The following is a 19,369-nucleotide window of genomic DNA, read 5'->3' as shown; positions in this document are numbered from 1 at the left end:
CACATCATGGCGAACCGAGCCTATCTTCGGTGCCTTCAGGGACGGTCGGATCACGAGGTCAGCGCGAGCTACAGCCTTCCGGACGCGTGGTGCGACCTTTTCGGGCCCTCGGACTTCCGTACCGGCAACGACTGTCCGGTGCCGGACGCCTGCAAGCCCACCACGACGTCCTATTTCCTCGCGGAAGCACCCGCCGCGCTCGCGCGGTTCGCAGAGCGGATGAAGCGCGCGAAAATCAGGCTCGAAGGAGACGGCCTGACGGCCCGGGTCTACGCGTGGCTGACAACCCACTTCGCTGAGGGTTGGCTCTTCGCAGACACGACCGAGCTGGAATGGATGAGCGACAACTTCGTCCCCTTCACCCGGAAAGAACTCAAGAGCGCGGAGAAACGAGTGCGGCGCCAGGAACTGACCGCCACGACGCTGCTGCTCGACTTCGGCTGGGGCACCGGGCTCTCTGCGGAGGAAGTGGAAGAGGAGCTTCGAAGAGCCAGACGGAATTCCCACGACGTCGCGACGCTCGAAGGTCGTCCCTATCGGATCGAGGACACCTACACCGTGGGGGAAGTCGTCGCGCATCGCGTGTTCGGCTCGGGAACTGTGCGCACGGTCAAAGAGTCGACCGTCACCATTGCGTTCGCCATCGGCACGAAGACGCTCGCCCACCGCAAGGGCTGAGCGCCCGGAAGCGGGAGCGGAAGCGGCAAGCCGGTCCACGCGACGACTATTCGACCTTCTCCACCACGAACCGCATGACGCCCGGCATCCTGCGCTCCGGCACTTCCCGTCCGGTCACCTTCACGGTCGTGCGGCCGTGCAGATCGAGCTTCTGGGGATCGAAATAGACCGCTCGCGAGCCCGAAGGGTCCGTCAGCTCCACCTCGTCGAGGTCGACGGAGCCGAGCTGCTTGGCGTTGAGGGCCTTGTTCACCTCGTCGATCGCCTTCACGCTTCCGGTCACGATGCAGATGTCGTCGTTGTGGAAGGTCTCTTTCACCGTGCACGGCTTCGTCGACGGGCGTATGAGCCATACCACGCCCCCCGCGATGGCGAGCATCACCGCGAGGATCGCGTACTGAACCGGCTTCGGGAGAGGCTTCACGTCGGGCGGCGTACCTTCGGGCGGGGGCGTCGGCATCGGCCAGGTCTGGATCAGAATATCCTGAAGTACCAGCTCAATTTGGCGCTCGTGTCTCGAATCGGGCCCCGCATCCAAGGGGGCCCGGCACCTACCTGTGCCGCCTCATCGCCCGAAGAAGTTTGCCCACGGCCTCATGGGCCGTGCGAGCCGCGCTGGTGGCATCGCTTTCGGTGACCAGTCCAAAGAGCTGTGCCGCTGCCTCGTGGGCAACGGCCGCGGCATCGAGGTCGCCTGCCGCCGCTGCCGTGACCTCGCCCCGTAGGAGCACGGCCAAAGCCAAAAGGAAGGCCCCACGCGCGTCCCCATCGCGCGCGCCATTGGGACTCGTTTCGGGAGCGCGTGGAGCCGATTGGGAGTTTGCCGCGATTCGTCGTGCGCGAGGTCGAGGAGTATCTGCGCTGCGGGATTCTCGAATACGGCTTCATGCGCGGGGAATGCGAAGGGGGCGGATTCGAGCGACTGGTCGCATTTTCGTGCAAGCGACGTGGGTTCTGTCCATCATGCCTCGGACGGCGGATGAGCGATGGTGCTGTGCATCTGACCGAGGAGGTATTGCCGGAGGTACAACTTCGCCAATGGGTGTGTTCGCTACATGCCAAACGAAAGGTTCGCTTTCTGCACTGCATGGCGACGGCGACCGCTACGAGCGGCATCGACCTGAGGAGACGGTTCTCTACCGAGTCGTGCGTTCGTATTCCGGCGGGCGGGCGGTATTCAAGGTGAAGGCCCCGGTGGCGCCTGGAGGGTATGCGATCAAGGCCTCCGCCGCGGGCGGCGGCGAGGTCGCCACGAGCGTGGTGGAGGTGCGGGTGCGGGAGAAGGGGGCGGGGAGATGGCACAATTCGAACGCGGGGTCGCCACGTGTTCGCTTGAGCTCCATATCCCATTGGTGATACGCATCCCGCCGGAGGACTCGCTTGAAAATACCTGCTGCGCACATCATCGGGTTGACCTTGGTCGCTTTGCACATGGGATGCTCGTCCCCGAGCGCGCCCGACGACGACAAGCCCGGGCCGGATGGCGGCCAGGTCCCCGACGGCGGCGAGCCGCCGCAGCCCGACTGGTGGCTCCCGCAGCCGGGCATGATCACGAACGTGAACCAGAATGACGCCACCGACGTCGACATCGACCACGGCGCCGCCGCGCCGGGCCAATGGTACAACGGGTTCTACGGCGCAAACAGCTTCGCCGGGATGGTGGGCTCGTGGAACGGCGCCCTCTGGGCCGACGGCTACTCGAAGGACGGCGCGCTCGCGTTCTTCGGCGGCGGCCACGGAGCCAACATCGGCTGCATCTCCTACTTCTTCGACGTGACCACGCGCAAATGGGGCCAGGTCGGCGCCGAGCGCAACCTGCCGCCCACCGGCGACTGGAACGGCGGCCACCCGTACGACGCGGCGAAGGACGAGCGCGATCCCGCCTGGTTGGACTACGACCACAACGGCAGCCGGATCATCGTCCTCGCGCATCAGTACCAGTCGACGAGCTATCTCGCGCCCGACGAGGGCGGCGCGCCCAGCGTCGGCTCGATCCTCGTGCCAAACGCCGAGTTCGACGAGACGGCCGGCAAACCCGCGAAGTGGGGCCAATGGACGTTCAGCCTCGGCGACGGTCAAATGGCCCGCTCTCGCTCCGACGCTGCGACCGAGGGCGTCGGGTCCGGCTCGCGCGTCGCCGTGAAGGACACGGTGAACCGGAAGATGTGGTACTTCACCCAGGGTCAACCGCTGGTATTCTATCAGGATCTCACCCTGCCCGTGCCGCGCCCGCTCGAGTCGGTGGTCGTTCAAGTCGAGAACGGCGCTCCGAACAATGGTTACGTCCCCGTCTACGACTTCACCTGGCTCTTCGTCCCGGAGGCGAAGGCGGCGCTGGCGTTCGCCGGAGGAGGCACGGAGAACGCGGGCATGGCTGCCATTCTCGTCGATTTCGCCTCGGGCACGCCGGTGATGGCCGCGGTCGAGGTTCCCGCGCTGCCGCCCGGGGAGGCGGGCTTCCCGCACGGCGGCACCGACGTCTCCGCCGCCTGGGATTCCAAGCGACACCGCATCGTCCTCTACGAGGGCCTCGGGGAAAAGGTCACCCACGTGCTCACCCCGAGCTCGCTCGATTTTCGCACGGCCACCTGGACGTGGTCGCGCGAGTCATACGGCGGCCGTGCGCCGGCGAATGCGCACGGGTCGATCGGCGTCGCCACCTCGCTCGAGGGAGCCTGGGGCCGCTTCCGGTACGTGCCGACCCTCGACGTCTTCGTGTGGACCGACGGGCCTGGGGTGTCGGACGTCGCCGAGGATGGCGTCATGCGCAACGGCATCGTCCAGTTCTGGCATCCCCAGGGCACGCCGCTCTGACCAGGCACACGTCTTTCACCCGCCGCATCGCTCTCCCTTTCCCCGGCCACGCGATCCTCGTCCCGCAGACGCCGCTCCCGCCCGCCGCCCTCTACTTCTTCAACCTGGCCTTGATCTCCGCCGTCTTCTTCTCCAGCTCCGCGCGTGCCTGCTCGGCGGCAGCCAGCTCCGCCTCCAGCGCTTTCCGCGCCTGCTCGGCCTCCTCCTCGCGCTTGGCCTTTGCCTCCAGCGCTGCCAGCGTGGCCGTCTCCTTCTCCAGCTCGGCCGTCAGCGCGGAGAGCCTCGCGCGCACGGCGTCGAGGGTCTGCTTCTTGTTCCGGCGCGTCTCGTGGCGGAAGAATCCATCCGCGAAATCGGCCGGCAGCCCTTTTCCTTCGGGCTGATGCCGCAGCTTGCCGAGCTCGCCGTGCACCGTCTTCCGGCCCGTGTTCACGGCGTCGACGAGCTTGCTGTATCCGCCCGTCAGGCGGAAGCTCCGGAACTCTTGCTGCGCGGCGCCGAGCGCTCCCACCGCGGCGTCCGCATTCTCGACCAATGCCTCGCCCCGCGCGCCGAGCTCCACGAGCAGCGGCTTCGACGAGCTCTTGAGCACCGGGATCCACGCGCGCACGGTTTCGAGCTCCTCGCCCAGGATGGGGCGCTTGATCTCGTGCGGTTGCTTCGAACCGAAGAAGGACCGGAACTCGGCCGAGGTGCGATCGTTGTTGCCGTAGAGCAGCGCGGCCGCGACGTCGTCCACGAACGCGTCGAGCGCGTCGTCACAAGCGTCGATGCGGCTCTCCGCGCGGGAGATCTTGTCTTGGCGCCTGCTCGGTGGGGCGCGGGATCTGACGGCGCTGGCCCTGGATCTCGGCTTCGCCGATCACAGTCACTTCACGAATGCATTCCGACGCGAATTCGGCTGCAGCCCTTCCGCCGTTCGCCGCCTCCTGGAACGACCGTCCGCGCGCAAGATCCTTCAAGCCCGGCCGCCCATGGGCATTTAGACTCCCCGGCGTTCGAGAGGAGGGACGTATGATCGGTGGCATCAAGCGCGTGCAGACGAGGGCGGGGGCCGAGGTCGAATTCGAGGCGGCGCTCCGGGAATTCGCGTCGCTGGTTCGAGCCCATGAGCCGGGCACCATCAGCTTCGAGTTGTTCAGGGACGGCGCCCCCGGGCGTTACGTGGTCCTCGATCGTTATCGCGACGGCGACGCCCTCGCCGCCCACAACGGCTCGCCCCACGGAGCCATCTGGTTTCCGCGTATCCGGGCGCTGCTCGACCGCCTGGAGGTGAGTTATTTCCCCGGCCATGAGCCCGGCGAGACAAAGTACACGGCGACGGCGATGACGCGCGCTCCGTGGGAGAAGGCGTTCCGACTGGCGGCGGACATCCGCCTGTTGCCTCGCTGGGCCACGCGGTTCTGTCAGCAGATTCGCGAGGAGGGGGAGGGGTTTCTCGTGCGCTCCCCGCAGGGAGACGTGCGCTTGCGTTACGAGGCCGACGCCGCGGGGCGCGTGATCTGGCATTGCGTGGATACGGGGAGCGGAGAGCTGCGCATGCCGATGCGTGTATTGCCCCATGGCCCGGGGAGCCTGCTCCTGTTCACCATCCAGCGGCCGCCCGGGTGCTCCGAGGCGGCCTTTGGCGAGCAGATCGAATGGGTGGATCAGGAGCTCGGGCAGCTACGGGAGCTGGTCGAGGCGCCTTAGCGGCGCTTTTACTCGACCAGCTCGAGCTCCACCTCGGCGCCGAGCCGAATGCGGTCGCCAGGGACGAGGCTTCGGCGCTGGGGCTGGACGTACCCATTGACGAAGGCCGTCTCGTGCGTGGCGAGGGGCGTGATGTGCATGGCGAGGCCATTCACGTCGATTCGCGCGTGCTCGGCCGCCACGCTGCCGTGACGGTCGTCGAGGTGGATGCCGGCGCCGGCCGAGGAGCCGAGGATGTGGCTGCCCTCGGGCATCGAATACCGGCGGCCGAGGTGCTTGCCCGGCGAGATGACCACGAGGGAAAGCGGCTGTTTCATGCGTGCGTCGAGGTCGCGGGTGAAACGGTCGAGCGGGTACAAGCCCGCGGCATTCGCAAGGGGGTCGTCCGCGTCCGCGAGGTCCGGCATGGGCGCAATCAGATCGAGCACGCCGTCGCGCAGCTCGTCGACGAGATACCCGAGCGAAAGGATACGCAGGAGAAGGAGGTGGGGATCGCCCGGATCGGGCCCCGCCGGGCCCTCGGGCGCCGCTCCGCGCCAGGCGTCGTACTGGAGGAGTTGCCAGGCGGCGAGCGAACGAACGCCGGGCGGGAGCGCCGCATCCATGGCGACGACCTGGGCCGCGTCCGTGATCGACGCGACGTCCGGAAAGGTTCTTCCGCGCGGGACACGCCAAGGAATGACGGACCATCGAATGGCCTGGGCGGCGCCCGGGGCATTCGATGCGAGCTCGGCGGCGCGAAGGGCGAGCGCCTCGGCCGTCTCCGCGCCCGAGGGATCGCTGGTCAATGCGAGGGTGAGCGCCAGGTCCGGAACGTCGACCTCCTCGATTCCGACGCCCGGCTCGATCCCCGCGGCCACGGGGGCGCGGCGGCCGAACCTCCGGGGCCGCGCGCGATCCATGTTGAAGAGCGGGAATCGACAGCGCAGATCACGCGTGTTCAGGCTGCGCCAGAGGGTCTGCTCGGCGTTCTCCGCGAGGACGTCGGTTCTCCATCGGCGCATCGCGCGGAGGACCTCGCGCAGGCGGGGGCGCGGCGGGCAAAGGATGTTTGCGACGAGCTCGGCCAGGGAGGGCTCGGGCGGGCGGAAGGGCCGCGCCACGAAGGCCGAGGGCGCGCGTGGGGCCTCCGCCGGGGCGGTCCCGAGCGGGGCGGGCATTTCGACGAAGGGGTGCGGGCTATGACGAAAGACCCGGCAGACCCTCCCGGAGAAGGCGAGGGCGTCTCCGTGCCGGAGCGGCGTCGGCATCGCGCCGTGCACGAGGGGCTGCGAGCCCAGGGTGACGGCGCTCGGATCGTCGAGCGCCTCGACGAAGTATCCGTCCCGCGACGTCGTGAAGCGGGCGCTCACGCCATCGACGCTGACGAAGAGCGCGCCTCCCACGTGAGCCCCGATGCGATCGGGAAAGGTGCGCCCGTCGAAAAGCTCCGCGGGGGGCAGGGGCGTGAATGCGCCTTGCCAAACCGCACGATCGTCCAGGTGATACGCGATCCGCAAAATGGAATCACCGACGCGCAGGGCAGCGCCGTGGGGGACGTGGCCCTCGAAGGCGCCGCGGTGATCGGAGAGCGCCACGAAAAAACCGTCCGCGTCGGGCTCGACCACGAGCTCGAAGGGCTCGGGCAAAGGGACGTCGTCGCCGCGGACGACGGTTCGGCCGAGGATGGGCACGACGTACCCATCCGCGGGGCCTCCCTGGACCACGACATAGGCGGGCGGCCGTCCGAGCGGAAAGGCCCGCGGGAGCCAGGGCGCGACGCCCGGGCAGTCGAAGAATCCGTCCTCGTCCCGGTCGACCGTCGTCCATTGCACGACGACCCCGAGGCGCGGCTGGACGAGCCACACGATCTCGGACGCCTCGTCGCCGGCGCGCACCCACGCATTGCCGAACGGCGCGGGCGTCGCCCGGGTGGGCGGGCGATCCAGAAACGCAGAAAGCAAGGGCTCGCGAAGCTCGCCGTTCCGCCCGTCCACGGTGACGAGGGGCCTTCCGTCGAGGCGGAGCGAATACCCCATGGGTCCGTAGGCATCCATCTTGCGCACGGCGACGAGCGCTGCGCCATCGGGCAAAACGGCGACGACCGAATCGACAGGCACGAGTCCCCTCGCCGTCATCCAACATGGTTTGGGCGCCGCGGTCAACAACGAGCGTGGCCAGGCAGAGATCACGTATACTCCGCGCATGAGCACCTCCCAGTCCGGGGACGCGAGTCCCGAGATCCGCCACCGCACCGTCGACGTCGGCGAGGTCCGCCTGCACATCGCCGAGGCCGGCAGCGGGCCGCTCGTCATCCTGCTGCATGGGTTTCCCGAGTTCTGGTATGCGTGGCGGCGTATCCTCCCGGCCCTCGCCCGCGAGGGGTTCCACGTGGTCGCCCCCGACATGCGCGGATACGGCGCGTCGGACAAACCCGAGGGGATCGAGCCGTACGGCCCCCGCCACCTCGCCGCCGATATCGCGGGGCTCGTGCGCGCGCTCGGCGCGCCGCGGGCGTCGGTCGTGGGGCACGACTGGGGCGCCGGCGTCGCCTGGTGCTTCGCCATGGCGCATCCGGAGCTCTTGGATCGCCTCGTCGTGATCAATGGCCCGCATCCCACGCGGATGCTGCGCGACGGGTTGCGCTCGCCGCGGCAGCTCGTGCGGAGCTGGTACATGTTCATGTTCCAGCTCCCCGGCGTCCCCGAGCACTTCCTCGGCCGGGACGGCCACGCGCTCCTGATGAAGGCGCTCCGCGAGGAGGTGCGCGGGCCGAACGCGTTCGACGCCGAGGACCTCGATCGATATCGCGAGGCGTTCGCGGCGCCCGGCGCGCTGACGGGTATGATCAATTATTATCGCGCCGCCATTCGTCGCAAAAGCCAGGTCGAGACGCGCCGCATCGACGCGCCCGTGCTCGTGCTCTGGGGTGATCTGGATCGTCACCTCGGCCGCGAGCTCGCCGATCCGGGAGGGGACCTCGTGCCGAACGTGCGCATCGTGCACGTCCCCGACGCGACGCACTGGATTCATCACGAGCGCCCCGAGCTCGTGACCGCCGAGGTCGCCGCATTTCTCCGATGGAAAGAGGCGTGAAGAGCCGCCCGCGGCTCGATTCGCCTACCGCCCGAGCGGCAACGTCACCGTGAACGCGGCGCCTTCGCCCGGCACGCTGTGGACGCAGATCGTTCCGCCAAACGCTTGCACGATGGCGCGGACGATGTGGAGCCCGAGCCCGAGCCCGCCATAACTGCGCTCGGAGACGGCCCGCTCGAATCGACCGAAGATACGCTCGTGATCCTCGGCGCGAATGCCGATTCCCTGGTCCCTCACCGTGAGGACGGCGGAGCCGGAGGTGGTGCCGATCTCGATGCGGATCGGCTTTCCCGGACCGTATTTCAGCGCATTCGAGAGCAGGTTGTCCACGACCTGCTCGATGCGGAGCCGATCCCAGAGGCCCACGACCCTGGGCGGGGCGTCGACGAGGAGGGGCGAGTGCACGCGCGCGGCGTCGAGCCCGAAGCGCTGGCACATGTCGCGCACGACCTCGACGAGATCGACCTCCTCCCGCTCCACGGAGAGCTTGCCCGCTTGAATGCGCGTCGCGTCGAGCAGGTCCGTGGTGAGGTCCGTGAGGCGCCTGAGCTGGCGCTTGGCCACGTCGAGCACGCTCGTCACGGTGCGCACGTACGGCGAATCCGGTTGCTGCGCGGTCGCGCGTTCGAGGGATTCGAGCCGGAGGAGCAGCGGGGTGAGCGGCGTCTTGAGCTCGTGCGAGGCGATCGAGAGGAAATCGTCGCGGGCGCGCACGGCGTCGCGGAGCAGGACGACGAGGCGCGCATTCTCGTACAGAGGCCAGGTGATGTCCGCGACGGCCCGGAAGAGCTCGACCTCGTCGTCGGTCCATGAATGCGACGTCGTGGTGTGTGCATAAAGATACGCGACCCAGCCGCCGTTGCGGAAGAGCGGCGCCATGAGCAACGCGCCGACGCCGTAACGCGAATGATATCGCTCGTAATCGGCGCACACGCGCGCGTCGGTGCGCGTGTCGCCGACCACGATGACGTGCCCCTCCCGCACCTCGTCGAGCGCTTGGCCCCAGACGTCGAGGGGAAAACGCCACACGTCCTGAGGAGGTTTGCCGTATTCGTACCCCGGGAGGTGCACGACCTCGCGGGCCGCGTGATCCACGAGCACGAGCCCCGCGCCGTCCACGCCGAGCCGCTCGCCGAGGCGCCCGACCGCGATCCCCGCGAGCGTCGCGGGATCCTCGTAATGCAAGAGGTCGGACTGGAGCGCGAGCAAGAACTCCCGACGCTCCTCGAATCGCTTCTTCTCGGTGATGTCCGTGGAAATGCCCGCCACGAGGGCGGCGCCGCCGTCGGGGCCGGGCAGGGGGAATTTGACGGACAGGTACGTGTGGAGGCCGTCGGGCAGGAGCATGCGCTCCTCGGCCTCGATCGGGTGGCCGCGGTCCCGGACGAGCGCGTCGTGGGCCTCGAATGCGGCGGCCGTCTCTTTCGGGATCATGTCGCGCTCGAAGGCGCCGATCAAGAGATCCCGGGGCTTGCCATACGCGAGCTCGACGCATCGATTGACGAGCACCAATCGGCCCTCCGCGTCCTTGATGTAGATGGCAGCGGGCGCGTGATCGATGATGGCCTGGAGCTGCGCCTGGTTTTGCCGCAGCGCCTCGGCGAGCGCCCGAGCCCGGTCGCGCTCGGCGGTCACCTGCGCCCGCGCGGCCGAGAGGACGGCGCGCTCCACGCGATCCTCCTCGATACGCGCCACGACGCCCGCGGCGATGAACGCAATGACGTGGAAGGTGACGAGCGTGAGGAGGACGAACACGGAAAAAGAAAACGCGAGGCTGTAGAGCTTCGCGTACGTCCCGAGGCGCAGGAGGAGGGCGAGGCCGAGCGGCAGGATCGTGGCCACGACGAGGAGCCTGCGGAGCAGGACGCCGCTCGATCCGCCGCGCAAAAGGGCCGAAACGATGCCCCGCTCGGGCGTGAGCGCGAGGCAGGAGAGGGCGATGAGCAGCGTCGAGACGGCGCTCGGAATGGCCATCCCGATCATGCGGTTGACGCCGAAGAGGATCCGGGCGCCCTGCACCTGCCCGACGAGCGCAAGGAGCGCGAGCAATCCCCCGAGCACAGCAAACGGGGAGGTGAAGGCCCGCGCGCGCTGCGAGCGCATGGACACCGAGAGGCACGCGAGCGACGTGAGGGTCGCGACGACGGCCGTGTACAGCGACATCCGGCCCGGGAAAGGGCCGGGCATGGCATACGCCGTGTCCGGGAAGAGGAGGCGGTCGAGGAGGACGAGGCCGCTCGCATATTCGAGGAGGCTGGCGAACGTGAGGGCAAACGAGGCGGCCGCGAACGTACGCGCCGGCAAGCACCAGGACGGGTTTCGCCTTCGCCGGGCCTCGCTCATGGAGAGCACGGTGAGCGCCTGGAAGATGAGCGCCACGGCGGTGACCGGCATCATGGGTTGATGCTGCGGCAGCCAGGTATGCAGGCCGGGGATGTCGCGCGCCCAGCCGGCGAGCGTGCAGAGGGCCACGATCACGACGACGACGGCAAAGACGACGGGCAGGCGCGCGACCGAACGGGAGATGGGCGGGCATTCCACCAGATCCTCCGCTGGGCCCCGCGGCTCCGGGTGTCGAGCTTGGTCCCCCTCCCAGGCCATTAAGCGCAATTTACCAGCTATCAGCGCCGAACGTCAGGGATTGTCCCACACGTCATGGCGTGAGCTCGGCGGGACGCAGGCGAGGAGCCGGACGTTTCAGCCATGAAACGTACGTGTTTCGCCTGGAGCCGAGGGGCCGAGGTTCGAGAGGGATCCCGATGTTTCGTGGGCTGGCACGTTCGCTGCTAAGCTCTTGCATCATGCAAGGTTTCACGCCGCTGCCCGCACTGCTCGGGGGTGTGCTCATCGGTCTCTCCGCTTCGGTGCTGCTGCTCGGGAATGGCCGAATCGCAGGAATCAGCGGCATGGCCGCGGGGCTCGTCCTGCCGGGGACGAACGATCGCATGGAGCGATTGCTCTTTCTGCTGGGGATGCTCGGCGGGGGCGCGCTGCTCCTCGCGCTCCGGCCCGAGAGTTTTCCCGGCGCGAACGAGATTTCGGTCCCGCTCGCCGTGGCCGCGGGGCTTCTGGTCGGGTTCGGGACGCGGCTCGGCAATGGTTGCACGAGCGGGCACGGCGTCTGCGGATTGAGCCGCCTCTCGGCGCGCTCGCTGGCCGCGACGCTGACGTTCATGGCCACGGGCGCGCTCACGGCGGTCGTGGTGCGAAAGCTCGGCGGAGGTGCGCCATGAAGCTCGACCCTCGACGCGGGAGCGCCGCGGTCGCGTCCGGGCTTCTGTTCGGCGCGGGGCTCGCGCTCTCCGGGATGACCTTGCCCGCGAAGGTGATCGGATTCCTCGATGTCACGGGCGACTGGGATCCGAGCCTCGCCTTCGTGATGGTGGGCGCGATCGTGGTGCATTTCGTCGCGGTCCGGATCGCCCGGAAGCGCGCTGCGCCCCTGTTCGGCGGGGGCTTTCGGTTCCCCGAGAAGAAGAACATCGACGTGCGCTTGCTCGCCGGCGCGGCGCTGTTCGGCGTGGGCTGGGGGCTCGCGGGGATCTGCCCCGGACCCGGCATCGTGAATCTGCTCGCCGGTAGCCCGGGCGCCGTGGCGTTCGTGGGCGCGATGGTCGTGGGAATGGTGGCCGAGCACGTCCTCGTGGACGCGCGCGCCTCGGTCACGGCGTCCCGAACAGCGCCTTCATGACGTCGGGGAAGCGTCGGTTCCAGGAGATCTCGTCGTGGGCGCCGATGGGATCCTCGTACCAGAAGAGCTCCTTGCCCTCGACGTAGCCGTACGATTGTTCGAGGAGCCCGACCATTTCGATCCCACGCTTCGTGGCGGCCGCCTCGATGGCCTCGTTGTGGAAGCCGCCCGTGCGCACGAGGCCCCAGTCGATCCAGAGCCGCGGCCGGATCGAGGGATTTTGGAGCGTGCCCGCGAGGGTCGTCACGAGCACCGAGCTTTCGAGGGGGCCGCCCGGGAAGTTGCCGCCGAAGACCGGGTCGAGCCCCGCCCAGAACGACGGCGAGAGGCAGCCGGCCTTGCCGAACCGATCGGGCCGCCGGTTCGCCATGTAAAACGACGCGAGCCCGCCGCGCGAGGAGCCGATGATGGCCGTGTTCGCGGGCTCGGGCTTCGTGCGGTAATACGTGTCGATCCAGCTCTTGACGTCGTCCGCGACGTAGGCTGTGTATTCTTCGACGTCGCAGCAGGGTTTGCCGTCGCCCATGTCGACGTGGCTGTATTCGCGCTCCCGCTCGATCGGGTGGAGGGCCACGACGATCACCTCGGGTATAGCCTTCTCGGCATAAAGCTCGGAGAGGCGCTGATCGACGTCCCACGTGATGTTCCCGGGCCCGCCGGGCCAGAACGTCGTGTGCCCGTCGTTCATGTACACGACGGGATAACGCGCGTCGGTCTGGGCATACGCGCGGGGCAGGTAGACGTGGACCTTGCGCGGGGCAAAACCCGCGGGGCCAATCGTGAGGGCGTCGTAGGTGTGGAAATAACCCGAGGGCTGGGCCTCGTCGTGCTCCCAGCCATTTTGCCCGCCGAGGGTGAACGGCGTCGTCGGGAGCGGGACGATCGGACCCCCGCCGCCGCTGCCGCCTGCGCTGCCGCTGCCGCCTGCGCCGCCGCTTCCGCTGCCGCCGCCTCCGCTTCCGCCGCCGCTTCCGCTTCCGCTCGAAGCGGTATGGCTCGCCGTGGGGTCATCCGAATGGGCGTCGAGCGTGCAGGCGAGCGGCAATACGAGGGCGGGGAGGAGGGCGACGGCGGCGCGGGGGATCACGCGGCGGGGCTCACTTCTTCCCGGCCTTCATCACTTCGCCGATCTTCTTGCCGAGCTCGTCGAGCTGCTTCTTGTACTCGTCCATCTGCGCCTGGTGCTTGTCTGCGCGGGCCTTGGCGTCGTCCTCCTTGGCCTTGTCCTTGGCCGCGACCGCCTCCTCGACCTCCTTCGTCGCGGCCTCCTTCTGGAGCCGCTCGTGCTCCATCAGCCGGCCGACCGCGATGCGCTTGTTCGTGTACGCGGCGGCGTCGTCGGGCTTGAGCGCGATCACCTTGTCGTAGGACTCGATCGCCTTCTTCAGCTCGTCCGGGACGATCGGGGCCTTCATGTCGCGGGCGCCGCCCCGGCGCGCGGCGAACTCGGCCAGCCACGCGAGGGACTTGTCGTCGTTCGGGTTCAGCTTGAGGGCCTCGGCGTAGTTTTTCTCGGCGTTGGCCGTGTCGTTCTTCTCCATGTAGACGCCGGCGAGGTTCGCGTAGACCTCGGCCTTCTTGGCCGCGTCGGGCTTGAACTCGAGCGTCTTCAGGATGGCCTCTTCGGCCTTCGCCATGTCGCCGGCTTCCTTGTAGCTGTAGGCCTTCTTCTCCCAGACCTTCTCCTGCTTGGGATCGGCCTCGAGCGACTTGCCGTACTCCTCGGCCGCTTTGGCGAAATCACTCGCGGCCAGGAACTCGTCGCCCTTCTTCAAGTGCTCCTGGGCCGGCCCTTTCGGCCCGTCCTCACACGCCGGAGCCCCGGCGAGCGCGAGCGCCCCGACGAACCACAGGATCTTCGTGCGAATCTTCATGCGTGACCCCTCAGGGCGAACGAATGCCCTCCTCGTTCGCTACACCTCACGCGGGCCGCCCACAAGAGGTTTTTCGAGGAGACCCGTCAGAGAGGTCGATCGACCATTTCGACCCACCGCGTCGCGCGCACCTCGCCGCGCTCACGCGCCGCCACGAATTCCGTCCGCGCGCCTGCGCTGTCGCCCTGGAAGAGGCGCACGAGGCCCGATACCCAGCGCTGCTCACCCGTCTCGTCGCCGCCCCGGAGGAGCCACGAAGGTCCCCACTCGGGCGCGTTCTCCCAGAACCCCGCGGCCGTGATCGCGGGATCCTTCTCCCAGACCTCGATGGAGGGCAGGTCCTTCCAGATCGCGTGACATAGGATCTGAAAGCCCATGAAAGGGAGAAAGTCCTCCTTGCCGCGTAACGCCTGGAGCTGCTTTCCGAATGCTTTGTCGAGGCCTTTGGCGCGGCCGGCGAGGATCGATACCTCCGAGACCGAGAGGTTTTCCGGCAAGAATCCGTTCACGTACGAGAGCATGCGCGGATAGTCCTCGCGGCTCATGACGAATCGCGCGACGCCGACGAGCGGCATCAAGCGGGCCGGGTACGGCAGGGCCCGATCCACGCGCCGCGCGACCTCGAGGATCTGCTCGGCCATCGCGTACTGCACGAACTCGAGCACGTAGCCGCCGTAACCCTCGTCGAGGAAGATCCCCGCGTCCGGATACCGCGAAACGGCCGTGATCTCGCCCGACGCCCCGGTCTCGGCGACGATGGCCTTGGCGAGCGCGATGCAGTCGATGACGCGGTTCTCTTCGGTCTCGGGCATCCACGCCCAGAACTCGGGCTTTACGTAGGAGCTACCGACCCCCGATGTGGCTGCGAGATCGGTCAGGTTGTTGTCCTGCTCCCCCGCGGCGTACTTGTAGGAGAATCCATCGCTTCCGCTGATGTAACGGCCCATCGCGCGCTCCTCGTTCGGGGCCCAACGAATATCGAGAGGGGCGCGCGGCGTCAAGGTGGGGCCTTTGGGCGGGCGGGTTACCTTGACAGACAACAATCCGCCTATGTAGGGTGTCCCCCGACACGCTTGTGTCATGACTGGAGGGACGAGAAAGTGTTGCCTACGGTAGGATCCGACACGCTGAAGATTGCCTGGTACGCGGCGGAGGTCGGGGGAAGGACGCTCGGCGTCGCGGCGATGGAGAACGTCGTTCCGGAGGCCAAGCGCCGCGTGGCACTCGAGGAATCGGGGAACAAGGTCGTGGCGGCGGTCAAGCAGCTCGTGGGGGCGTACGTCGCGCGGATCGTGTTCGAATACGTCGACCAGCGCGTCGCGTTCGGCAGAGGGCGCGGCGTCGACCGTGGATTCGACGCGGTCATCGCGGCCTCGTCGGAGACGATTCGCACGTCGCTCCCCGATCGGAGCGCCTCCAATCCCGAATACCGCGCCATCTTCCCGCACGGCACCGAGGAGTACACCTCGCCCACGGTGAAGGAGGACGAGGAGCTCGCGATCGACCTCCGCAAAGCGATCCACGACTCCACGCTATCGGTCAAGACGGATGTCCTTGCGCTCCTCGACAAGGTCATTCCCATCGTCGGCCCGGTCGCGTCGGCGGTGCGGGAGGGGGAAAAGCAGGTGAACGCGCTGTTCCAGACGGAGCTCGCGGCGCGCAAGCTCGTCGTCGATACGTTGTGGGAGGAGCGGAAGGCCGTGGAGAACGCGCTCGGGCGCGGGGGCCGAGGTCTCGCTCGGTTCATTTATTTCGATTTTCGGAAGGGCCGCGAGAACGAGGTCGTGGAGGAGCCGGCGGCGCCTGCGGATACGGAAGAGCCCCCGAAGCCCTGAGCTACTTGGGGGGAAGCAGGGGAAGGAGGAAGGCAGTGATGGGTGCCATGAGAAAGATTTGCGCCCTCGCGCTGTGGGTGTGGGTCGTGACTGTGGCGGGCGGGGGCTGCTTCACGGAGGAGGCGGAGATGGGGCCTTGTGAGCGGAAGGCCATCGCTTGTCAAAATAGCTGCTACAAGATGGAGGCGAAGGGGCCGTGCTTCGCTTGTTGCAACGACAACGCATCGGCATGCAGGGCAGACGGTGGGTATAGTTTTTATAGCTGCCCCAACAAGGAATAATATCATGGACGGGCAGCGATCCCCGCTCGTGGGCTTCGTCCTGTTTCTCGCCCTGCTCGCTGGTTGCGAGGGGACACCGAGCAAGCCCTCGAAGAAGCCGAGGACGAACGACGCCGGACGCATCGTCGCGCGCGAAGAGTGCCAAATTCCAAGCACGAACTGTTACAAGGGCTGCTTCCAGCGTGACGAAACGCGCTATTGCCCTTCGTGCTGCTTCGAGGAGTTCATGCTCTGCGACGACGAGCAACCCTATGATTTCGAGCGGTGCAAGACCGCCGAGACGAGCCCGCCACTAACGCGTCCCCCGAGCAAGAAGTGAAGGACGCGCATTCGCGCATCGTCAAGGGCACGAACCGAGCGCCGATCGTGTCCTTGCGTATCGACAAGAGCGCGAAGGGCGTCGGGATCCTGCGCTGGTCGACCGGCGAGCACGCGATGGGAGGTCCGATCGTGTCCTTGGCACCTCGCAAGCTCGCGTGAGGAGCTCAGCGTGGTCTCTGGATGGTGCACCAGCACACCTAGAGACCCCGGATCGTACCCTTGCGGGTTGACAAGGGCGTGACCGGAGCCAGGTTCGTCGCCTGGTAAGAAAGCAAGCTCACGCAAGGGGTGCGGATCATGTCCTTGCAGGTCGACGAGCACTTGAGGGGCTTGGGGCGTCTGCCATAGGCTGGCGCGTCGTGGCGTGACGAGCGCCCATTTCGACCGACCCATGCCCATCAAAAAATCCGAGCTTTACGCGTCCATCTGGAAGTCCTGTGACGAGCTGCGCGGCGGCATGGACGCCTCGCAATACAAGGACTACGTCCTCGTGCTCTTGTTCGTGAAGTACGTATCGGACAAGTACGCCGGCCAGAAAGATCCGCTCGTCGACGTCCCCAAGGGCGGCAGCTTCGCGGATATGGTCGCGCTGAGGGGCGACAAAGAGATCGGCGACAAGATGAACAAGATCATCGCCAAGCTCGCGGAGGCGAACGAGCTCCGGGGCGTGATCGACGTCGCGGACTTCAATGACGCGGACAAGCTCGGCAAGGGGCAGGAGATGGTCGATCGCCTCTCCAAGCTCATCGCCATCTTCGACAAGCCGAGCCTCGATTTCCGCGGCAACCGTGCCGAAGGCGATGACCTCCTGGGTGACGCTTACGAATACCTGATGCGGCACTTCGCCACGGAGTCCGGCAAGAGCAAGGGGCAATTCTATACCCCGGCCGAGGTCTCCCGGGTCATGGCCAAGGTCATCGGCCTCGGCGCCGCCAAGTCACCCCGGCAGACCGTGTACGACCCCACGTGTGGCTCCGGATCGCTCCTCTTGAAGGCGCATGACGAGGCGCTCGGCGCGACTGGCTTCGATCTGGCTCTGTACGGCCAGGAGATGGACAACGCCACGCACGCCTTGGCGCGGATGAACATGATCCTCCACAACTGCCCCACGGCGGACATCTGGAAGGACAACACCCTCTCCACGCCCCATTTCAAGGACAAGAGCGGCAGCAGCCTCAAGACGTTCGATTTCGTGGTGGCGAACCCGCCGTTCTCGATGAAGGCCTGGAGCAACGGCTTCAAGGCGGCCGAGGACGAGTGGAAGCGGTTCCCTTATGGGCTGCCGCCGGACAAGAACGGCGACTACGCGTTCCTCTTGCACATGCTCGCTTCGCTGAACAGCACGGGCAAGGGGGCGATCATCCTTCCGCACGGGGTGCTCTTCCGCGGCGGCGCCGAGGCGAGCATCCGGCGCGAGATCGTGCGGCGGGGGTTCATCAAGGGCATCATCGGCCTGCCGCCGAACCTCTTCTACGGCACGGGCATCCCGGCTTGTATCGTCGTGCTGGACAAGGAGAACGCCGCGGCGCGCAAGGGCATCTTCATGGTGGACGCGTCCAAGGGGTTCCTGAAGGACGGCAACAAGAACCGCCTGCGGGCGCAGGACATCCACCGTATCGTCGACACCTTTACGCGCACGCTCGAGGTGCCGCGGTATGCCCGCATGGTGCCGCTCACCGAGATCGAGGCGAACGATTACAACTTGAATCTGCCGCGGTACATCGACAGCACCGAGCCGGAGGACCTGCAAGACATCGACGCGCACCTCCGGGGCGGGATCCCGAACCGGGACATCGATGCGCTCGACCGGTACTGGCAGGTCTTCCCCGGCGTGCGCGCGGCGCTGTTCAAGAAGGCGGAGCGCCGCGGGTACAGCCTGCTCCGCGTGGGGGTGGGCGAGGTCAAGGCGACCATCTTCGGCCATCCGGAGTTCGCGACGTTCAACGAGACGGTGACGACGCTGTTCAAGAAGTGGCGAAAGGCGAACACGCCGAAGCTCCAGGGGATCCGTGTCGGCGACAAGCCGAAGGCGCTGATCGGGGAGCTGTCCGAGTCGCTCCTGGAGACGTTCCGCGCGGCTCCGCTGATCGATGCTTACGACGTGTATCAGCACCTCCTGGACCAATGGGAAGAGAGCATGCAGGACGACGTGTACCAGCTCGTGCAAGCGGGCTGGACGGCGGTGGAGGGGGGGAAGCCCAATACGGATCTGATTCCGCAGCGGTTCGTGGTGGCACGTTCCTTCGTGAAGGAGCAGGTGGCCGTCGAGGCGCTGGAGGCCGCGCGGGATGCGGTGACGCGGCAGGTGGAGGAGATGGAGGAGGAGCACGGCGGCGAGGAGGGGCTTTTCGCGGAGGCGAAGACGGACAAGGGCAAGCTGACGAAGGCGAGCGTCAAAGCGCGGCTCGGGGATCTCACCTGGGACAAGGATGCGAAGGAGGAGCGCGAGGTGCTGGAGAAGTATCTCGCGCTGATCGATCAGCAGGCCGCCGCGAACAAGCGGGTGAAGGACGCCGAGAAGGCGCTGGAGGCGAAGGTCGCGGCGCAGTACGCGAAGCTCGGCGAGGCCGAGATCAAGGCGCTCGTGGTGGAGGACAAGTGGCTCGCGACGCTTTCGGCCTCCGTGCAGAGCGAGCTTGATCGGGTTTCGCAGGCGCTCACGGGCAGGGTCCGGGAGCTGGCGGAGCGGTACGAGAAGCCGCTGCCCAAGTTGACGGCGGAGGTAGAGACGCTTTCGGCGCGGGTGGAGGCCCACCTTGAGAAGATGGGGGCGGTGTGGAGCTGAAGGCGGGGTATAAGTTGACCGAGGTGGGGGTCATTCCGGAGGAGTGGGAGGTACGATGTCTGGCTGATGTCGTAATCTCTGGGCCTAGGAATGGCTACTCTGGGCGGGCTGGACGAGATGCGCGGGGTACGCCAACTCTGAAACTAAACGCTACATCATCCGGCCGACTGCTTCTCAATGATGAAACCGTCAAGCGGTTGGATGAAACCATCGAACCAGGGTCTGACTTGTTTCTTCAGCCTGGCGATCTCCTCATCCAACGCTCCAACACGTGGGATATTGTTGGGACCGCGGCTATTTTCGACGGACCAGGGGATACGTAC

General features: G+C 67.1%; 19 protein-coding genes and 1 pseudogene. 13 read left to right on the top strand and 7 right to left on the bottom strand.

All coding sequences use genetic code 11. The features are described 5' to 3' along the window. The first annotated feature begins 6 nt into the window (after positions 1 to 6). Entirely contained in the window at positions 7 to 678 is a 672-nt protein-coding gene (locus tag QHF84_RS03830) for a hypothetical protein (RefSeq protein WP_281311783.1), read from the top strand. A 46-nt stretch (positions 679 to 724) separates the two neighbouring features. On the opposite strand, the gene QHF84_RS03825 is transcribed toward QHF84_RS03830, so the two are convergent. Then, positions 725 to 1,102, bottom strand: a complete 378-nt coding sequence (locus QHF84_RS03825) for a hypothetical protein (protein WP_281311782.1) — start codon at positions 1,100 to 1,102, stop codon at positions 725 to 727. Between the two features lie 363 nt (positions 1,103 to 1,465). Between QHF84_RS03825 and QHF84_RS50220 the strand changes: the two are divergent. Next, a pseudogene (locus QHF84_RS50220) lies at positions 1,466 to 1,864 on the top strand (transposase zinc-binding domain-containing protein); the annotation flags it as partial. 245 nt (positions 1,865 to 2,109) lie between these two features. Further along, a complete protein-coding gene (locus QHF84_RS03820; protein WP_281311781.1) occupies positions 2,110 to 3,492 on the top strand; it encodes a hypothetical protein in 1,383 nt (460 codons plus the stop codon). Positions 3,493 to 3,583: 91 nt separating this feature from the next. Here QHF84_RS03820 and QHF84_RS03815 read toward each other — a convergent pair whose 3' ends face one another. Further along, a complete protein-coding gene (locus QHF84_RS03815) occupies positions 3,584 to 4,231 on the bottom strand; it encodes a hypothetical protein (RefSeq protein ID WP_281311780.1) in 648 nt (215 codons plus the stop codon). 31 nt (positions 4,232 to 4,262) lie between these two features. Between QHF84_RS03815 and QHF84_RS50215 the strand changes: the two genes are divergently transcribed. Together QHF84_RS50215 and QHF84_RS03810 are read left to right on the top strand one after the other, a co-directional pair. Then, a complete protein-coding gene (locus QHF84_RS50215) occupies positions 4,263 to 4,478 on the top strand; it encodes an AraC family transcriptional regulator (RefSeq protein ID WP_348652834.1) in 216 nt (71 codons plus the stop codon). A 28-nt stretch (positions 4,479 to 4,506) separates the two neighbouring features. Continuing rightward, positions 4,507 to 5,184 carry a putative quinol monooxygenase gene (locus tag QHF84_RS03810; RefSeq protein WP_281311779.1) on the top strand — a complete coding sequence of 226 codons (678 nt, stop codon included), beginning with the start codon at positions 4,507 to 4,509 and terminating at the stop codon, positions 5,182 to 5,184. Positions 5,185 to 5,192: 8 nt separating this feature from the next. On the opposite strand, the gene QHF84_RS03805 is transcribed toward QHF84_RS03810, so the two are convergent. Continuing rightward, complete coding sequence (locus QHF84_RS03805) at positions 5,193 to 7,283, bottom strand: FHA domain-containing protein (RefSeq protein WP_281311778.1); 2,091 nt, start codon at positions 7,281 to 7,283, stop codon at positions 5,193 to 5,195. Between the two features lie 85 nt (positions 7,284 to 7,368). Between QHF84_RS03805 and QHF84_RS03800 the strand changes: the two genes are divergently transcribed. Further along, on the top strand, positions 7,369 to 8,259 hold the full coding sequence (locus tag QHF84_RS03800) for an alpha/beta hydrolase (RefSeq protein ID WP_281311777.1): 891 nt from the start codon (positions 7,369 to 7,371) through the stop codon (positions 8,257 to 8,259). A 24-nt stretch (positions 8,260 to 8,283) separates the two neighbouring features. Here QHF84_RS03800 and QHF84_RS03795 read toward each other — a convergent pair whose 3' ends face one another. Beyond that, positions 8,284 to 10,800 carry an ATP-binding protein gene (locus QHF84_RS03795; RefSeq protein ID WP_281311776.1) on the bottom strand — a complete coding sequence of 839 codons (2,517 nt, stop codon included), beginning with the start codon at positions 10,798 to 10,800 and terminating at the stop codon, positions 8,284 to 8,286. Between the two features lie 260 nt (positions 10,801 to 11,060). Between QHF84_RS03795 and QHF84_RS03790 the strand changes: the two genes are divergently transcribed. Beyond that, entirely contained in the window at positions 11,061 to 11,492 is a 432-nt protein-coding gene (locus tag QHF84_RS03790) for a YeeE/YedE thiosulfate transporter family protein (RefSeq protein WP_281311775.1), read from the top strand. After that, positions 11,489 to 11,950, top strand: a complete 462-nt coding sequence (locus tag QHF84_RS03785; protein WP_281311774.1) for a YeeE/YedE family protein — start codon at positions 11,489 to 11,491, stop codon at positions 11,948 to 11,950. Before QHF84_RS03790 ends, QHF84_RS03785 begins: the two co-directional genes overlap by 4 nt. Here QHF84_RS03785 and QHF84_RS03780 read toward each other — a convergent pair. The 3 genes from QHF84_RS03780 to QHF84_RS03770 all read right to left on the bottom strand — a co-directional run bounded on the left by QHF84_RS03780 (position 11,922) and on the right by QHF84_RS03770 (position 14,771). Next, positions 11,922 to 13,037, bottom strand: a complete 1,116-nt coding sequence (locus tag QHF84_RS03780; RefSeq protein WP_281311773.1) for an alpha/beta hydrolase-fold protein — start codon at positions 13,035 to 13,037, stop codon at positions 11,922 to 11,924. The genes QHF84_RS03785 and QHF84_RS03780 overlap by 29 nt on opposite strands. A gap of 10 nt (positions 13,038 to 13,047) precedes the next feature. Further along, the gene (locus QHF84_RS03775; protein WP_281311772.1) at positions 13,048 to 13,824 is read right to left on the bottom strand and encodes a tetratricopeptide repeat protein; all 777 of its coding nucleotides are present in this window, start codon (positions 13,822 to 13,824) and stop codon (positions 13,048 to 13,050) included. A gap of 86 nt (positions 13,825 to 13,910) precedes the next feature. After that, complete coding sequence (locus QHF84_RS03770) at positions 13,911 to 14,771, bottom strand: hypothetical protein (protein WP_281311771.1); 861 nt, start codon at positions 14,769 to 14,771, stop codon at positions 13,911 to 13,913. A 156-nt stretch (positions 14,772 to 14,927) separates the two neighbouring features. Between QHF84_RS03770 and QHF84_RS03765 the strand changes: the two genes are divergently transcribed. The 5 genes from QHF84_RS03765 (at position 14,928) to QHF84_RS03745 (ending at position 19,046) form a co-directional block, all read left to right on the top strand. Next, a complete protein-coding gene (locus QHF84_RS03765; protein WP_281311770.1) occupies positions 14,928 to 15,659 on the top strand; it encodes a hypothetical protein in 732 nt (243 codons plus the stop codon). 47 nt (positions 15,660 to 15,706) lie between these two features. Next, on the top strand, positions 15,707 to 15,940 hold the full coding sequence (locus QHF84_RS03760) for a hypothetical protein (RefSeq protein WP_281311769.1): 234 nt from the start codon (positions 15,707 to 15,709) through the stop codon (positions 15,938 to 15,940). Positions 15,941 to 15,944: 4 nt separating this feature from the next. Then, complete coding sequence (locus tag QHF84_RS03755) at positions 15,945 to 16,259, top strand: hypothetical protein (RefSeq protein WP_281311768.1); 315 nt, start codon at positions 15,945 to 15,947, stop codon at positions 16,257 to 16,259. Continuing rightward, positions 16,256 to 16,420, top strand: a complete 165-nt coding sequence (locus QHF84_RS03750; protein ID WP_281311767.1) for a hypothetical protein — start codon at positions 16,256 to 16,258, stop codon at positions 16,418 to 16,420. Before QHF84_RS03755 ends, QHF84_RS03750 begins: the two co-directional genes overlap by 4 nt. Before the next feature lie 232 nt (positions 16,421 to 16,652). Next, positions 16,653 to 19,046, top strand: a complete 2,394-nt coding sequence (locus tag QHF84_RS03745) for a type I restriction-modification system subunit M (RefSeq protein ID WP_281311766.1) — start codon at positions 16,653 to 16,655, stop codon at positions 19,044 to 19,046. The last annotated feature ends 323 nt before the right edge of the window (positions 19,047 to 19,369 follow it).

Source organism: Polyangium sp. y55x31 (assembly GCF_029946505.1).
Taxonomy (GTDB): Bacteria; Myxococcota_A; Polyangia; order Polyangiales; family Polyangiaceae; genus Polyangium.
The sequence above is the reverse complement of the archived record's forward strand: the minus strand, read 5'-3'. Positions and strand labels throughout refer to the sequence as shown.

What these genes read in the sequence shown, in the direction of transcription:
- QHF84_RS03830 (WP_281311783.1), top strand. Translation starts at nt 7, where the DNA reads ATGGCGAACCGAGCCTATCTTCGGTGCCTTCAGGGACGGTCGGATCAC.
- QHF84_RS03820 (WP_281311781.1), top strand. Translation starts at nt 2,110, where the DNA reads ATGGGATGCTCGTCCCCGAGCGCGCCCGACGACGACAAGCCCGGGCCG.
- QHF84_RS50215 (WP_348652834.1), top strand. Translation starts at nt 4,263, where the DNA reads ATGCGGCTCTCCGCGCGGGAGATCTTGTCTTGGCGCCTGCTCGGTGGG.
- QHF84_RS03810 (WP_281311779.1), top strand. Translation starts at nt 4,507, where the DNA reads ATGATCGGTGGCATCAAGCGCGTGCAGACGAGGGCGGGGGCCGAGGTC.
- QHF84_RS03800 (WP_281311777.1), top strand. Translation starts at nt 7,369, where the DNA reads ATGAGCACCTCCCAGTCCGGGGACGCGAGTCCCGAGATCCGCCACCGC.
- QHF84_RS03790 (WP_281311775.1), top strand. Translation starts at nt 11,061, where the DNA reads ATGCAAGGTTTCACGCCGCTGCCCGCACTGCTCGGGGGTGTGCTCATC.
- QHF84_RS03785 (WP_281311774.1), top strand. Translation starts at nt 11,489, where the DNA reads ATGAAGCTCGACCCTCGACGCGGGAGCGCCGCGGTCGCGTCCGGGCTT.
- QHF84_RS03775 (WP_281311772.1), bottom strand. Translation starts at nt 13,824, where the DNA reads ATGAAGATTCGCACGAAGATCCTGTGGTTCGTCGGGGCGCTCGCGCTC.
- QHF84_RS03770 (WP_281311771.1), bottom strand. Translation starts at nt 14,771, where the DNA reads ATGGGCCGTTACATCAGCGGAAGCGATGGATTCTCCTACAAGTACGCC.
- QHF84_RS03760 (WP_281311769.1), top strand. Translation starts at nt 15,707, where the DNA reads ATGAGAAAGATTTGCGCCCTCGCGCTGTGGGTGTGGGTCGTGACTGTG.
- QHF84_RS03755 (WP_281311768.1), top strand. Translation starts at nt 15,945, where the DNA reads ATGGACGGGCAGCGATCCCCGCTCGTGGGCTTCGTCCTGTTTCTCGCC.
- QHF84_RS03745 (WP_281311766.1), top strand. Translation starts at nt 16,653, where the DNA reads ATGCCCATCAAAAAATCCGAGCTTTACGCGTCCATCTGGAAGTCCTGT.